Origin of the sequence: Pseudomonas sp. B14(2017), assembly GCF_002113255.1 — a bacterium.
In the GTDB taxonomy this organism is placed as follows: Bacteria; Pseudomonadota; Gammaproteobacteria; order Pseudomonadales; family Pseudomonadaceae; genus Aquipseudomonas; species Aquipseudomonas putida_Z.
The window spans coordinates 1-14,401 of the sequence record NZ_NEJY01000012.1 but is presented as its reverse complement, the minus strand read 5'-3'; the positions used below and the strand labels follow the sequence as shown (position 1 = coordinate 14,401).

Sequence of the window (14,401 nt, the reverse complement as noted above, 5' to 3'; positions counted from 1 at the left end):
GTTGGCGTCTTTTTCACAAAATATTGATGGCACGCTTTCTAGAGTTCAGCCAAGTTTCCCCGGTGCCGCGCAGGCCCTCGGGCTGATAATCACTCTTGATTGCGAACACTGATGCTTAACTTCAAATCCCTGCGGACTGAATGGGTCACGCTGCTGGCCAGCCTTTACCTGCTGATCGGCTTCAATGTCTTCCTCTGGCAGCATCTTGAACAGGTCGTGCCGCCCGGTTTGCCGGGGCTTTGGCTGAGCCTGGCGTTTGCCGTGCTGATGCTGTTCGCGTTCAACCTGATCCTCACGTTGTTCGCCTTCCGTTATGTATTGAAGCCAATACTTATCGTGTTGTTCATGAGTGGCGCGGGTGTGGCTTACTTCATGAACCAGTACGGCGTACTTATTGATGCGGGCATGTTCCGCAATATCGCGGAAACCAACGTGGCGGAAGTGCGTGACCTGCTTTCGTTGAAGTTTGCCTTGTATATCCTGGGCCTCGGTGTAGTGCCTTCGGTGCTGTTGTGGAAGGCGCCGATCGCCTATCGCGCCTGGCACCGTGAACTGCTCGGCAAGCTGGTGGTTGGCGGTGCCTGCGTGGTGGCCCTGGGCTCGGTGGCACTGGTCAACTACCAGGGCCTGTCGTCGCTGTTTCGCAACCACCACGAACTGCGCCTGATGCTCACCCCCAGCAACATCGTGGGTGCCTCCATTGGTTATGTCAGCGAGCGCGTCGGTACCGCATCGCGGCCCTTCCAGCATTATGGTGAAGATGCCAGGCGTGATGCCGCCTGGCAAAAACACGAACGCAAGTCGCTGACCGTGCTGGTGGTGGGTGAAAGTGCGCGGGCAGATCACTTCGGCGTGCTCGGCTACAACCGCGATACCACACCGAACCTTGCCAGGGAACAGGGCCTGCTGGCGTTCTCCGATGTGCACTCCTGCGGCACGGAAACCGCCGTTTCGGTGCCGTGCATGTTCTCTGGCATGAAGCGCAAGGACTACGATGCCCGCGTGGCGAAGAACCGCGAAGGGTTGCTGGACATCCTCCAGCGTACCGGCCTGGCGGTGCAGTGGCGTGACAACCAGTCGGGCTGCAAGGGCACCTGCGACCGCGTGCAGTTCATCGATGTCAGCAAACTCAAGGACCCGCAGTTGTGCGCTGATGGTGAATGCCATGACCAGATCCTGCTGCAGGGCCTGGGTGAGCTGATCGACAACCTCGACAAGGACACCGTGCTGGTGCTGCATCAGATGGGCAGCCACGGGCCTGAATACTTCAAGCGCTACCCCGGCGCCGACCAGCGCTTTGCCCCGGTGTGCCAGAGCAACGCGCTGGACCAGTGCAGCGAGCAGGAAATCGTCAACGGCTACGACAACACCCTGGCCTATACCGACAAGGTGCTGGCCTCGCTGATCGACACCCTGCGCAGCAAGCAGGACAAGGTCGACACGGCGATGATCTACCTGTCCGACCATGGCGAGTCGCTGGGTGAATACAACCTGTTCCTGCACGGCACGCCTTACGCCATCGCCCCCGAGCAGCAGAAGCACGTGCCGCTGCTGACCTGGTTCTCCGACAGCTACAAGGAGGACTTTGGCGTCGACACCGACTGCCTGGCCAAGCTCAGCGATGCACCGCTGTCGCAGGACAACCTGTTCCACTCGATGCTCGGCCTGTTGCAGGTGCACACCGAGGTCTACCAGCAGTCGCTGGACATGTTCGCCAGCTGCCGGCCATGGCTGGCGGCCAAGCGCTAAGGCGAAGCGCATTCAAAAACCGCTAGCTTGCGCGGTCTTTGTGGGAGCGGGCATGCCCGCGAAGCAGGCGACGCGGTGGATGGCACGGGCTTAGCCCGTGTTCGCGGGCATGCCCGCTCCCACAGGGATCGCGAAGCTTGCGGATTTTGCGCACGAGAGTTGCTGCTGCCTGAACACGCACAACAGCACCACTGATCGATATCAAGGATGGCCCGGGTTTCACCAGCAGTGCCCGCGCCGTATATACTGCGCGCCAATGTTAGTGGGAGAGCCTCGTGGCCATCGAAATACACTGGATCCGTGACGACCAGAGCCTGGCCGAACACTGCCGCGACTGGCATCAGCTGCCCTTTGTCGCCGTCGACACCGAATTCATGCGGGTCGACACCTTCTACCCGAAAGCCGGGCTGATCCAGATCGGCGATGGCCAGCGTGCCTTCCTGATCGACCCGTTGCTGATCGGTAACTGGCAACCGCTGGCCGAACTGCTGGATGACAGCGGCGTGGTCAAGGTGCTGCACGCCTGCAGCGAAGACCTCGAAGTGCTGCTGCGCCTGACCGGCAAGCTGCCACAGCCGCTGTTCGACACCCAACTGGCCGCCGGCTACCTGAACCTGGGCTTCTCCATGGGCTATTCGCGCCTGGTGCAGGAAGTGCTGGGGATCGACCTGCCCAAGGGCGAAACCCGCTCCGACTGGCTGCAGCGCCCGCTCTCGGAAACCCAGGTCAGCTATGCCGCCGAGGATGCCGTGCACCTGGCCGAGCTGTTCACCGTGTTGCGCCCGCGCCTGAGTGACGACAAGTACGCCTGGGTGCTGGAGGACGGCGCCGAGCTGGTGGCCGCATTGCGCCGCGAAGTCGAGCCCGAAAGCCTGTACCGCGACGTCAAGCTGGCCTGGAAGCTGGCCCCCCAGCAACTGGCAGTGCTGCGTGAGCTGTGCGCCTGGCGCGAGCGTGAAGCGCGCAACCGCGACGTGCCGCGCAACCGCATTCTCAAGGAGCACTCGCTGTGGCCCATGGCCAAGAGCCAGCCGAACAACCTGTCGGCGCTGGCCAAGATCGACGAGATGCATCCACGCACCATTCGTCAGGACGGTGAGTTCCTCATCCAGCTGATCAAGCGTGCCGCCAGCCTGCCAGCCGAACAATGGCCACAGGCCTTGCCCGAGCCTTTGCCGATCGAGGCCAGCGGCATCCTCAAGCAGCTGCGTGCCATCGGCCAGGCCGAAGGTGAGCGCCTGGGCATTGCCCCCGAGCTGATGCTGCGCAAAAAAGCCCTGGAAGCGCTGCTCAAGAGCGGCTATCCCAATGGCCCCTATCAATTGCCCGATTCGCTGCGCGGCTGGCGCCGTGAGCGCATGGGCCAGGCCCTGCTGGACAGCCTGGCAGGCGCCGGAGAGACCCGATGAAACGCATTTGCTCTATCTACAAGAGCCCCCGCAAGAACGAAATGTACCTGTACGTGCTCAAGGCCGACGGCCTGGAGCGCGTGCCCGAAGGCCTGCTGCCGTTCTTCGGCACCCCCGTGCACGCCTTTGACCTGGTGCTTACCCCCGAGCGCAAGCTGGCCCGCGAGGACATCGCCAAGGTGCTGGAAAACCTCGACAACCAGGGTTACCACCTGCAGATGCCGCCGCCGGAAGACGACTACATCGAGCATCTGCCCGAAGAGTTGCTGCGCCGTAACGACCCTGCCTGATCATGCGAGTACTGATTGCTGAGCATGATCATGCTCGATACGCCGAGATTTTGCGTGCAGCCGCGCCAGAGCTGGAGATCCTGACCAGCGGCGACTCCGCCGAACTGGCCGGCCAGGCGCCACAGTGCCCGGTGTGGCTGGGCCAGCCGGACCTGCTGGCAAGCCTGCTGCGCCAGGGCCACAAGCCGGCCTGGATGCAGTCCACCTGGGCCGGTATCACCCCGCTGCTGGCCGAGGGCCTGCCGCGCGACTATCGCCTGACCCGCGCCGTGGGCATCTTTGGCCAGGTGATGGCCGAGTACATGCTTACCTACATGCTCGGCCATGAGCGCGAGGTGCTGTTGCGCCTGGTCAGCCAGGTCGAGCGGCGTTGGGACGACCGCCCGGGGCGTACCCTGGAAGGGCGCAAGGTGCTGATCGTCGGCACTGGCGACATTGGCCAGCGGGTGGCCGAGTTCCTGCAGGCGTTTGGCGTGGTGCTATATGGCGTTGCCAGCAGCGCCCGCGAGCAGGCGCCGTTCGTCGAGGTAGCGGCGTTGGCCGACCTGCCGCGCATGGTTGGCCAGGTCGACTACGTGCTCAACCTGCTGCCGGATACCCCGGCCACCCACGACCTGTATGACGCGGCACTGTTCAAGTGCTTCCAGCCCACGGCGCTGTTCATCAATGCCGGGCGTGGGGTGGCGGTGGTCGACGCTGACCTGGTCGAGGCGCTGAAGGAAGGGCACCTGGCGGGGGCGGTGATCGATGTCTGCCGGCAGGAGCCGTTGCCCAGGCAACACCCGTTCTGGACGGCGTGGGGCTTGCTGCTGACCGGGCACAGCTCGGCGCCCACCTCGCCGGCGGCGATGGTGCGGTTGTTTGTCGAGAATGTGCGGGCGTATGTGGCGGGGCAGGGGTTGCGAGGTGAAGTGGACTTCGCCCGGGGCTATTGATTTTGTAGTGCCTGTACCGGCCTCTTCGCGGGCTCGCTCCCACAGGTATTGCACCGCCCTCGAAGGGTGTGTTGTACCTGTGGGAGCGGGCGAGCCCGCGAAAAGGCCGGTACAGCCAATGCAAGGCTTACAGGCTGAAATCACCCTCGGCAGCCAGCTCGCTCAGTGGCTTGCGCGGGCTCGGTACTTCACGCGCCTGCAGCGCTTCGTTCAGGCTGGCCTTGTCGCCCAGCTTGCCGATCGCCACCATGGCATGCAACACGTAGCCTTCAGGAACCTTCAACTCCTGACGCGCCAGTTCCTGGTCGAAACCGGCCATGCCATGGGTATGCCAGCCGCTGATGCTGGCTTGCAGGGCCAGGTGCCCCCAGGCGGAGCCGGTGTCGAAGGTGTGCCACAGCGCCGGTCTTTCTTCCGTGGCGCCCGGGGCGGCGTAGGTGGTCTTGGAAATCACCAGCACCAGCGCCGAAGCCTGTTGCGCCCAGCTGCGGTTGGCCGGCACCAGCAGGTTCAGGTAACGCTCCCAGTTCGGCGTGTCGCGGCGGGCATACAGGAAGCGCCAAGGTTGCGAGTTGTTCGCCGACGGCGCCCAGCGTGCAGCTTCGAGGAAGCTCAGCAGGGTTTCTTCGCTGATCGGCTCGGCGGTGAAGGCACGTGGCGACCAGCGGTTGATGAATTGCTCGTTGATGGCGTAATCGGCAATGCGGGGGGTGGCGCTCATGGCGGCTCCTGCAAAAGGACGGGAAACGCGCACGCTACTGCGTCGCGTCGCGACTGACAAGCGGTCTGGCTTTGCCGAAGGCCAGGCTCTAGACTGGCGCCGCCGCGCGCCGTGGCCCCAAGATGAATGCAGGAAACCCGTGTCATGATCGCTGAAAACGCGCCGTTCTGGCGGCGCAAGACCCTCGAACAACTCAGCCCGCAAGAGTGGGAGTCGCTGTGCGACGGCTGCGGCCTGTGCTGCCTGCAAAAGCTCGAGGACGAGGACGACAACAGCGTCTATTACACGCGCATCGCCTGCAAACTGCTGGATCTGCACACCTGCCAGTGCAGCGATTACCCCAACCGCTTCGCCCAGGTACCTGACTGCATCCAGCTCACCCCGGGCAAGGCCGACCAGTTCAAGTGGCTGCCGAGCACCTGCGGCTACCGCCTGGTCAGTGAGGGCAAGGACCTGCCGGCCTGGCACCACCTGGTCTGCGGCGATCGCCAGCAGGTCCATGAACAGCGCATTTCCCAGTCGGGGCGCATGCTCAGTGAACACGATGTGCACGAAGACGACTGGGAAGACCACCTGATCTTCCGCGCCAGCTGACCGGCGCGGCCCGCTGCCACGGTGAAACAAGGAGTTTCTGTATGCGTTGCCAGCTGTTGTTGCTGTTTGGCCTGATGGCCAGTTCGCCGGCCTGGGCGAAAAAGGTCGACCTCGACTACCAGGTGCGCCTGTTGCCGGCCAGTGGCCAGGCGGAGGTCCGCCTCACCTTGGCCGAAGGCAGTGCCGTGCGCAGCCTGGACTTCGACCTGGGCAAGGCCGGGGCCTACAGCGGCTTCCAGGCTGATGGCCAATGGCAACTGCAGGGCCAGCGCGGCGTGTGGCAACCGGCGGCCGGCAAGACCAGCCTCAGCTACCGCGTGCAGCTGGACCAGAAACGCGGCAGCGGCGCCTATTCGTCGCGCATCACCCCGCATTGGGCGCTGTTCCTCGGCGACCAGCTGGTACCGCCTGCGCGCCTCGACCAGCAGGATGGCACCGAGCTGGTGGCGCGGCTGGCGTTCGACCTGCCCGAAGGCTGGAAGAGCATCGAGACCTCCTGGCCGCGCATCGGCAAGGACAAGTTCCGCATCGACAACGTTTCGCGCCTGTTCGACCGCCCCACCGGCTGGATGCTCGCCGGCGACTTGGGTAGCCGCCGCGCCCGCCTGGGCGAAACCGAGGTCACCGTGGCCGCACCGGTGGGGCAGGGTATGCGGCGCATGGACAACCTGACCATGCTGACATTTGTCTGGCCGCAATTGCAGGCGGTGTTCCCGCGCAACCCGCCGAAGCTGCTGTTGGTCGGTGCCCGCGACGGCATGTGGCGCGGGGCGATGGCCGCGCAGGGCTCGTTGTACCTGCACAGTGCCCGGCCTATGGTCAGCGAGAACGGCAGCAGCCCGTTGCTGCGCGAAGTGGTGCAACTGTTTGCGCAGATCCATGGGCGTGACGGCAGTGACTGGCTGGTGGAAAGCCTGACCGACTACTACGCCAGCGAGTTGCTGCGCCGCTCGGGCGGGGTGAGTGACGACCGTTACCAGGCCTGGCAGGCGCGCCTGAGCAAGCAGGGCGCCAAGGTCACCCGGCTCAAGGGCGAGCATGCCACCCCGGCGCAAGTGGCGCGGGGGGTGATGTTGCTGCAGGCGCTGGACAAGGAAATCCGCATCCATACCCAGGCCAAACGCTCGCTGGACGATGTGGCGCGCGGGCTGATGCGCCTGCCCAGCGTCAGCACCGAAGACTTCATACAGATCAGCGAGAACGTGCTGGGGCGGCGCTCCGAGGTGTTGCAGAGCAAGGCGTTGCGCTAGGCCTCTCTATTGCCAGTGCTGGCCCTTTCGCGGGCACGCCCGCTCCCACAGGTAATGTACTGCCCTCAAGACGGTGCCGTCCCTGTGGGAGCGGGCGTGCCCGCGAAAGGGCCGGCACAGGCAGTGCAAAACTCAACTGCCAGCCAACGGATCCTTCCCGGTCACCGTCACCCCCTGCGTCGCCGCGTCGGCACTGGCCCGCAACGCCTCCAGCTCCGCCGCACTGCGCTCGATGTCCGCACGCAACCGCTGGTATTCCTGGCGATGCCGCTGCCACCAGGCCTTGGTCGAGCAATGTCCGCTGACCCCGCGGGCCACCGCCAAACCTCCCACCACCATCTGCAGCAAGCCGACCAGGCCGCCATGGCGCATCCCCTTGCTGAACATCAGCGCCCCCCCGGCCAGCGAGCTGACCCGTTCCAGCCCATGAACATTGTGCTGCGACGATGCCGTCGCGGAATGGACATCGAGCATGGCAAGGCCTCCTCGTGAAGTGTAAGCAGCTGACCCGCTGGCCGCTGTCATCGTTCACTCGGTATGCCGAACGACATCCCCTGTCGCATGGAAGGCTCTGCCATGCACCTTTCAAAGCAGCCGATGTCACTTATGGTCAAGTCCGTGGCGGATCCAGGCAACTTGACCGCCCCCTCGCTGGCGTACCGTGACCGGGCGCGAAGCTCATCCACGCTGGGTTTCGATCCAGGAGCTTCACGTCCCCCCCACAAAGAAAACAAAAGCAGGGATCAGGATGACAATGACAAGCGCGAGTGGCGCCAGCAATCAGCTGGCGCAAGGCTTCAAGCAACGCCATGTGACCATGCTCTCCATCGCCGGGGTGATCGGTGCCGGGTTGTTCATCGGCTCCGGGCACGCCATTGCGGCGGCCGGCCCTTCAGCCATCGTCGCCTATGCACTGGCCGGCGCGCTGGTGGTGCTGGTGATGCGCATGCTCGGGGAAATGGCCGTCGCCAGCCCCGATACCGGCTCGTTCTCCACCTACGCAGACCGCGCGATCGGCCGCTGGGCCGGCTTTACCATCGGCTGGCTGTACTGGTGGTTCTGGGTGCTGGTGATTCCCATCGAAGCCATTGCCGCCGGCGTGGTGCTCAACAACTGGTTCCCGCACATCGATGCCTGGTTCTTCGCCCTGAGCATGACCGTGCTGCTGACCGCCACCAACCTGTTCAGCGTGGCCAAGTACGGCGAGTTCGAGTTCTGGTTCGCCATGCTCAAGGTCATCGCCATCGTCGCCTTCATCGCCCTCGGCGCCGCAGCCCTGGCCGGCGTATTGCCGGGGCGTGAAGTCAGTGGCCTGCCACTTCTGCTGGAGCAGCAGGGCGGCTTCATGCCCAATGGCTGGACCGCAATCATCGGCGCCTTGCTGACCACCATGTTCAGCTACCTGGGCACCGAAGCGGTCACCATCGCCGCCTCCGAATCGAAAGACCCGGCGCGCAACATCGCCAAGGCCACCCGTTCGGTGATCTGGCGCATCAGCGTGTTCTACCTGCTGTCGATCTTCGTGATCATCTCGGTGGTGGCGTGGAACGACCCGCTGCTGCCGGTACAAGGTTCGTACCAGCGAGCGCTGGAAATCATGAACATTCCTTACGCCAAGCAGCTGGTGGACATCGTGGTACTGGTGGCGGTGGCCAGTTGCCTGAACTCGTCGATCTACATTTCGTCGCGGATGCTCTACTCGCTGAGCAAGCGTGGTGATGCGCCAGGCTTCATCCAGCGCACCTCGAAGGTGGGCGTACCACGTGCGGCGGTGATTGGCAGCACGCTGATCGGCATGCTGGCGACCATCGTCAACTACTTCGCCCCGGCCGAAGTGTTTGCCTTCCTGCTGGCCAGTTCCGGGTCGATCGCGTTGCTGGTGTACCTGGCGATTGCCTTCTCGCAACTGCGCATGCGCGCCATCCTGCAGCGGCAGAATGTCGAGATTGCCTTCCGCATGTGGCTGTACCCATGGCTGACCTATGCGGTGATTGGTTTCATCATCTTTGCCCTCGGCACCATGTTCGTCATGCCCAAGCACCGCATGGAGGTATCGCTGACCCTGGCGCTGGCCCTGGTGATCCTGGTGCTGGGGGTGATTACCAGCAAGCGGCATGCGCGGCGGGAGGCCTTGGCAACCGCGTGAAGGGATTTGTGTGAATGGAAGAGAGCCACCTGCCTGCAGGTGGCTTTTTTGTTTGTGCCGGCCCTTTCGCGGGCTCGCCCGCGAAAGGGCCGGCAAATTTTGCCCATTTGTCTGATCTGGATAATTTCCTGCCCGGTTTGGCAATGCAGCCCCAAGGGGTGTTTAATCTCACCCCTGAACCCGCTGGACCCCCTGAAAACAAAGGCCCAGACAGATTTCACCGTTCATCGAAAATGCTGTAGACATATTGTCTAACAGTGCCCTATAGTCGTTATACAAATAGTAGACACAGCTCTATGACAACAAAGAAGGCCGCCATGAAAGCCACCGTCCAACCACTCAGTGCAGAAGTGCCGCAGGACCGCAAGGCCGTCCTTGCCGAAGCGCTGCGCCGCCGGATCCTCAGCATGGAACTGGCCCCGGGCGCGGTGGTGGACGAACTGGCCCTGTGCGACGAGTTCGGCCTGTCGCGCCCGCCAGTGCGTGAGCTGCTGCGCCAGATCGCCGCCGAAGGCTACATCGAACTGGAAGCCAACCGCGCGCCACGTGTCGCTGCCATGAACCACGAGTCGCTGCACAGCTTCTTCGTCGCCGCCCCGCTGATCTACGTCGCCACCACCCAGCTGGCCGCCACCTATGCCAGCGCCGCCGAGATCGAAGTGCTCAAAGGTATCCAGGCGATGTTCCGCCAGGCCATCGAAGAGCGCGATGTGGAAAACCGTGTGCTCTACAACGACGCCTTCCACCTGGAAATCGGCAAGATGGCGCACAACGACTACCTGCTGCCAAGCCTGCGTCGCCTGCTGATCGACCACACCCGGCTGGGCAAGATTTTCTACCGCCACCCGACCACCGATGACATGCAGCACGACCTCGAGATGGCCTGCGAGCAGCACGAGCAGATGATTCAGGCCATCGAGCGCCGCGACCCGCAAGCTGCCGGCCAGCTGGTGCGCGAGCACTTCGAGCTGTCGCGCCGGCGCATGGCCGAGTACGCCGCGCCGCAAGGGCTGGATGTACCGATTCAGATATGAGTTACCAAGGTCAGGCCGCAGGCGCTGACCACCCGTCGACAACAAGAACCAGGTTAGTGACATGACAAGAATTAGTTCGTTACCTGCCGATGATGCCACCTGTGGCTGGTATCACCTGAGCAAGCCCCGCACGCCAAGGCCGGCCCACAGTGGCCACAGCCAGGCGCGCTGGGTGGTGGTCGGCGCCGGTTTCACCGGCCTGGCTGCGGCACGGCAGCTGGCAACGAACTTCCCGGACGACGAGATCGTGCTGATCGAGGCCCAGGAGGTCGGCTTTGGCACCTCCGGGCGCAACGCTGGCTTTGCCATCGACCTGCCGCACGACATCGGCGCCGAGGACTACATCGGCGACATCGACATCGCCAAGACCATCCTCAAGCTCAACCTGGGCGGCCAGTCCTACCTCAAGGAGCTGATCGAGCGCTACGACATCGAGTGCCAGTTCCGCCACTGCGGCAAGTACCAGGCGGCCGTCGAGGACCGCGGCATCGCCGTGCTGGATGCCTACCGCCGCGGCCTGGACAAGCTCGGCCAGCCCTATGAAGTGATCGAAGGCCGCGACCTGCCCGAGCACATCGGCACGCATTTCTACCGCAAGGGCCTGTTCACCCCCGGCACCGCCTTGCTGCAGCCGTCGGCGCTGGTCAAAGGCCTGGCCGACAGCCTGCCGTCCAACGTTTCGCTGTATGAACGCACGCCCATCACCGAGGTCGACTACGGCGACAAGGTAGTGCTGCGTCATGCCAACGGTTCGATCACCGCCGACAAGCTGGTGCTCACCACCAACGCCTTCGGCATGAGCTTCGGCTTCCTCAAGGGCCGCATGCTGCCGGTGTTCACCTACGGCAGCATCACCCGCCCGCTGACCGAGGAAGAGCAGGCGCGGCTGGGCGGCAAACCGTACTGGGGCGTGATCCCGGCCGACCCGTTTGGCACCACCATGCGCCGCACCGTCGACAACCGCCTGCTGATCCGCAACAGCTTCAGCTACAACCCCGACGGGCGCAGCAACCGCAAATACCTGGACCGCTTCGTCCAGCGCCACCGCGAATCGTTCGCCCGACGTTTCCCGATGTTGCCCGGGGTGAACTTCGAATACACCTGGGGCGGTGCACTGGCACTGTCGCGCAACCACATGGGGTTCTTTGGCAAGTTGGCGCCCAATGTTGTCGGCGCACTGTGCTGCAACGGCCTGGGTGTTACCCGTGGCACTGTCACCGGCAAGTTGCTGGCCGACTGGCTGGCCGGCGACAAGAACGAACTGATCGAGTTCTTGCTCAATGCTCCCGGGCCTTGTGCAAACCCGCCGCAGCCCCTGGTTTCCCTGGGCTTGAACGCCAACCTGATGTGGGGGCAGTTCCGCGCTGGCAAAGAAAGCTGACCGCTGACGGCGTTGCAACTTTGAACACTTGATGCCGGTGGCGATTTCGCCGGCACGGGCACCCTTTGCCCGAAATTGATGATCGGCCAACAGGCCGGTCACCCGGGGCTGAACGCTGTTTTCAGTTTCGCGGGCACGCTCGTCTTGAATATGTGCATGTAACAGAAGTGGCAGGAACAACAATGACAAGTCCAAATGTTTCGATTGAAGATGTACCGATCAACAACTTTCACCAGTTGCTGACCCTGCGTTCCGGTGGCGGCTCGTTCGTCGATGGCTATGTATTGAGCATCATCGGCGTTGCCATGGTGCAGATGTCGGCAGGCCTCAACCTGACCAGTTTCTGGCAGGGCATGATCGCCGCTTCGGCGCTGATCGGCATTTTCTTCGGTGGCTTCTTCGGCGGCTGGTTGACCGACCGCTTCGGCCGCAAGCGCGTGTTCTTCGTCGGCCCGACCCTGTTCATCCTGGCCTCGATCGCGCAGTTCTGGGTGGAATCGGCGATGGTCCTGTTCCTGCTGCGCTTCGCCATCGGCATCGCGGTGGGCATCGAATACCCGGTGGCCACCTCGCTGCTGGTGGAGTTCCTGCCCAAGAAGAACCGTGGCCCACGCCTGGCCACCCTGACCGTGCTCTGGTTCGCCGGTGCCGCCTGTGCCTACATGGTCGGTGAAGCGATCCTGCGCCACGGTGGCGATGATGCCTGGCGCCTGGTGCTGGCCAGTGCCTCGGTGATCGGCGCGCTGTTGTTCGCTATCCGTATAGGCACCCCCGAATCGCCGCGCTGGCTGATCAGCAAAGGCCGTTCGGCCGAAGCCGAGCAGGTGATCAAGCGCGTCTACGGCAGAGATTTCTCGCTGAAGAACCTGCCGGAAGAGCCCAAGACCCGCAAGCTGTCGTTCCTCAGCCTGCTGCACTCCGGCTACGGCAAGCGCATGCTGTTCGTCACCATGTTCTGGACCTGCTCGGTGATCCCGGTGTTCGCCGTCTACGCCTTCGCTCCGAAAGTGTTGGGTGCACTGAACCTGAAAGGGGACTGGGCCGCCATCGGCTCGGTCGCCATCACCTGCCTGTTCGTGGTCGGTTGCATCATCGGCACCCGCCTGCTGAACACCATCGGCCGCCGCACCACGCTGCTGCACAGCTTCTTCTGGTCGGGGCTGGCGTTACTGGGCCTGGGCGCTTTCAGCAACGGCAACGAGATGCTGATCCTCGCCCTGTTCGGCGCCTACGCCTTGTTCATCGGTGGCGCCCAGGTGTTGCAGCTGGTGTACCCCAACGAACTGTTCCCTACCGAAATCCGTGCCGGTGCCGTTGGCGTGGGCACCTCAATGTCGCGGGTCGGTGCCGCGGTCGGCACCTGGCTGGTGCCCATCGGCCTCGATAGCTATGGCATCGGCGCCACCATGTATGCCGCCGCCGCGGTGACCTTCGTCGGCCTGGCGTTCTCCGTTGCCCTGGCCCCGGAAACCCGCTCGCTGAACCTGCAACAAGCGGCTTCGCTGAGCTGAATTCATGACGACCCGCCGCAGCGTCGATCCGCTGCGGCCTTTACAACACTGAGCAACGCACTGGAGAACCTACCGTGAAATTCGAAGGCATCTACACCCCGGCAATCACTCCGCTGGCTGCGGACGGCTCGATCGACAAGGCGGCGTTCGCCGAGGTCCTCGAATACCTGGTCGAGTCGAAAATCCACGGCGTCATCATTGGTGGCTCCACCGGCGAGTACTACGCCCACACCACTCAGGAGCGCATCGACCTGGCCGCCCAGGCCAAGGACGTGCTGGCCGGCCGCCTGCCACTGATCGTCGGCACCGGTGGCATCCGCACCGAAGACGCCGTGGCTTTCGCCCAGCACGCCAAGGAAATCAAGGCCGACGCACTGCTGGTGGGCACCCCGCCGTACGCACTGCCGACCCAGCAGGAAATCGCCCTGCACGTCAAAGCCGTCGACGCCGCCGCCGGCCTGCCGATCATGCTCTACAACTACCCGGGCCGCATGAGCGTGAGCATGGGTGAAGAGTTCTTCGACGCCGTGGCCGACGTGAAGAACATCGTCGCCATCAAGGAAAGCTCCGGTGACATGGGCCAGCTGCACCGCCTGGCCATCCAGCGCCCGAACATCCAGCTGTCGTGCGGCTGGGACGACCAGGCCCTGGAGTTCTTTGCCTGGGGTGCCAAGAGCTGGGTCTGCGCCGGCTCCAACTTCATCCCGCGCGAGCACGTGGCCCTGTACGAGGCCTGTGTAATCGAGAAGGACTTCGACAAAGGCCGCAAGATCATGGGCGCCATGATGCCGCTGATGGACTTCCTCGAAGGCGGCAAGTTCGTCCAGTCGATCAAGTACGGCTGCGCCCTCAATGGCCTGAGCACCGGTGGCGTACGCAAGCCGCTGTATGACCTGGATGCCGCCGAGAAGCAGGAACTGCAGCGCGTGGTCACTGAACTCAAGCGCAACATCGCACAGATCACCGGAGGTGCCTGAAAATGGCCGATTTGCTGAGCAAGCAACAATACGCGGCCCTCGCCGCCGAACTGCAACTGCGTACCCAGGCGTTCATCGACGGTGAGTTCCGCGATGCCATCTCGGGCAACACCTTCGTCACCACCAACCCGGCCACCAGCAAGCAGCTGGCCGAAGTCGCCGCCTGCGACGTCAACGACGTGAACGTGGCCGTGGCCGCCGCCAAGCGCGTGTTCGAACAGGGCACCTGGTCGAAGATGCAGCCGAACGACCGCAAGCACGTGCTGCTGAAGTTCGCCCAGCTGCTGGAAGACAACGCTCACGAGCTGGCCGTGCTGGAAGCGCTGGACAGCGGCAAGCCGGTCAGCGAGTGCCAGAACGTCGACGTGCCGGAAACCATCCACACCATCCGCTGGCACGCCGAG

Annotated in this window: 14 protein-coding genes; 12 read left to right on the top strand and 2 right to left on the bottom strand. The window is 63.7% G+C overall.

The window, feature by feature from the left end; translation table 11 throughout:
* Positions 1 to 111 precede the first annotated feature (111 nt).
* The 4 genes from CAG34_RS13770 to CAG34_RS13755 all read left to right on the top strand — a co-directional run bounded on the left by CAG34_RS13770 (position 112) and on the right by CAG34_RS13755 (position 4,383).
* Positions 112 to 1,749 carry a phosphoethanolamine transferase gene (locus CAG34_RS13770; protein WP_085590599.1) on the top strand — a complete coding sequence of 546 codons (1,638 nt, stop codon included), beginning with the start codon at positions 112 to 114 and terminating at the stop codon, positions 1,747 to 1,749.
* Positions 1,750 to 2,024: 275 nt separating this feature from the next.
* On the top strand, positions 2,025 to 3,158 hold the full coding sequence (gene rnd / locus CAG34_RS13765) for a ribonuclease D (RefSeq protein WP_075046034.1): 1,134 nt from the start codon (positions 2,025 to 2,027) through the stop codon (positions 3,156 to 3,158).
* Complete coding sequence (locus CAG34_RS13760; RefSeq protein WP_015271354.1) at positions 3,155 to 3,448, top strand: YcgL domain-containing protein; 294 nt, start codon at positions 3,155 to 3,157, stop codon at positions 3,446 to 3,448. The genes rnd and CAG34_RS13760 overlap by 4 nt, the downstream gene beginning before the upstream one ends.
* A 2-nt stretch (positions 3,449 to 3,450) precedes the next feature.
* Positions 3,451 to 4,383 carry a D-2-hydroxyacid dehydrogenase gene (locus CAG34_RS13755; RefSeq protein WP_085590597.1) on the top strand — a complete coding sequence of 311 codons (933 nt, stop codon included), beginning with the start codon at positions 3,451 to 3,453 and terminating at the stop codon, positions 4,381 to 4,383.
* 127 nt (positions 4,384 to 4,510) lie between these two features.
* Here the strand turns inward: CAG34_RS13755 and CAG34_RS13750 are convergent, their stop codons facing one another.
* The gene (locus CAG34_RS13750; RefSeq protein ID WP_025340223.1) at positions 4,511 to 5,104 is read right to left on the bottom strand and encodes a nitroreductase family protein; all 594 of its coding nucleotides are present in this window, start codon (positions 5,102 to 5,104) and stop codon (positions 4,511 to 4,513) included.
* 144 nt (positions 5,105 to 5,248) lie between these two features.
* Between CAG34_RS13750 and CAG34_RS13745 the strand changes: the two genes are divergently transcribed.
* Together CAG34_RS13745 and CAG34_RS13740 are read left to right on the top strand one after the other, a co-directional pair.
* On the top strand, positions 5,249 to 5,698 hold the full coding sequence (locus CAG34_RS13745; protein ID WP_025340222.1) for a YcgN family cysteine cluster protein: 450 nt from the start codon (positions 5,249 to 5,251) through the stop codon (positions 5,696 to 5,698).
* Positions 5,699 to 5,739: 41 nt separating this feature from the next.
* Positions 5,740 to 6,948, top strand: coding sequence for a hypothetical protein (locus CAG34_RS13740; protein ID WP_085590594.1), 1,209 nt, complete (start codon positions 5,740 to 5,742; stop codon positions 6,946 to 6,948).
* A gap of 132 nt (positions 6,949 to 7,080) precedes the next feature.
* Here CAG34_RS13740 and CAG34_RS13735 read toward each other — a convergent pair whose 3' ends face one another.
* On the bottom strand, positions 7,081 to 7,422 hold the full coding sequence (locus CAG34_RS13735; protein ID WP_085590592.1) for a DUF2892 domain-containing protein: 342 nt from the start codon (positions 7,420 to 7,422) through the stop codon (positions 7,081 to 7,083).
* A gap of 274 nt (positions 7,423 to 7,696) precedes the next feature.
* On the opposite strand from CAG34_RS13735, the gene gabP reads away from it, so the two are divergent.
* The 6 genes from gabP to CAG34_RS13705 all read left to right on the top strand — a co-directional run.
* Entirely contained in the window at positions 7,697 to 9,094 is a 1,398-nt protein-coding gene (gabP, locus tag CAG34_RS13730; protein ID WP_025340219.1) for a GABA permease, read from the top strand.
* Positions 9,095 to 9,411: 317 nt separating this feature from the next.
* Positions 9,412 to 10,128, top strand: a complete 717-nt coding sequence (locus CAG34_RS13725; protein ID WP_025340218.1) for a GntR family transcriptional regulator — start codon at positions 9,412 to 9,414, stop codon at positions 10,126 to 10,128.
* A gap of 61 nt (positions 10,129 to 10,189) precedes the next feature.
* Positions 10,190 to 11,509: an FAD-binding oxidoreductase gene (locus tag CAG34_RS13720; RefSeq protein WP_025340217.1), complete on the top strand. Its 1,320-nt coding sequence runs from the start codon at positions 10,190 to 10,192 to the stop codon at positions 11,507 to 11,509.
* Between the two features lie 182 nt (positions 11,510 to 11,691).
* The gene (locus tag CAG34_RS13715; protein ID WP_085590589.1) at positions 11,692 to 13,020 is read left to right on the top strand and encodes an MFS transporter; all 1,329 of its coding nucleotides are present in this window, start codon (positions 11,692 to 11,694) and stop codon (positions 13,018 to 13,020) included.
* A gap of 74 nt (positions 13,021 to 13,094) precedes the next feature.
* Positions 13,095 to 13,997 carry a dihydrodipicolinate synthase family protein gene (locus CAG34_RS13710; protein ID WP_025340215.1) on the top strand — a complete coding sequence of 301 codons (903 nt, stop codon included), beginning with the start codon at positions 13,095 to 13,097 and terminating at the stop codon, positions 13,995 to 13,997.
* A gap of 2 nt (positions 13,998 to 13,999) precedes the next feature.
* On the top strand, positions 14,000 to 14,401 hold a 402-nt coding region (locus tag CAG34_RS13705; RefSeq protein WP_143516476.1), incomplete at its 3' end, for an aldehyde dehydrogenase family protein.

Excerpts from the sequence above, each read along its gene's own strand:
- CAG34_RS13750 (WP_025340223.1), bottom strand. The coding sequence starts at position 5,104 with ATGAGCGCCACCCCCCGCATTGCCGATTACGCCATCAACGAGCAATTC.
- CAG34_RS13735 (WP_085590592.1), bottom strand. The coding sequence starts at position 7,422 with ATGCTCGATGTCCATTCCGCGACGGCATCGTCGCAGCACAATGTTCAT.
- CAG34_RS13760 (WP_015271354.1), top strand. The coding sequence starts at position 3,155 with ATGAAACGCATTTGCTCTATCTACAAGAGCCCCCGCAAGAACGAAATG.
- CAG34_RS13755 (WP_085590597.1), top strand. The coding sequence starts at position 3,451 with ATGCGAGTACTGATTGCTGAGCATGATCATGCTCGATACGCCGAGATT.
- CAG34_RS13740 (WP_085590594.1), top strand. The coding sequence starts at position 5,740 with ATGCGTTGCCAGCTGTTGTTGCTGTTTGGCCTGATGGCCAGTTCGCCG.
- gabP (WP_025340219.1), top strand. The coding sequence starts at position 7,697 with ATGACAATGACAAGCGCGAGTGGCGCCAGCAATCAGCTGGCGCAAGGC.
- CAG34_RS13770 (WP_085590599.1), top strand. The coding sequence starts at position 112 with ATGCTTAACTTCAAATCCCTGCGGACTGAATGGGTCACGCTGCTGGCC.
- CAG34_RS13720 (WP_025340217.1), top strand. The coding sequence starts at position 10,190 with ATGACAAGAATTAGTTCGTTACCTGCCGATGATGCCACCTGTGGCTGG.
- CAG34_RS13715 (WP_085590589.1), top strand. The coding sequence starts at position 11,692 with ATGACAAGTCCAAATGTTTCGATTGAAGATGTACCGATCAACAACTTT.
- CAG34_RS13725 (WP_025340218.1), top strand. The coding sequence starts at position 9,412 with ATGAAAGCCACCGTCCAACCACTCAGTGCAGAAGTGCCGCAGGACCGC.
- CAG34_RS13745 (WP_025340222.1), top strand. The coding sequence starts at position 5,249 with ATGATCGCTGAAAACGCGCCGTTCTGGCGGCGCAAGACCCTCGAACAA.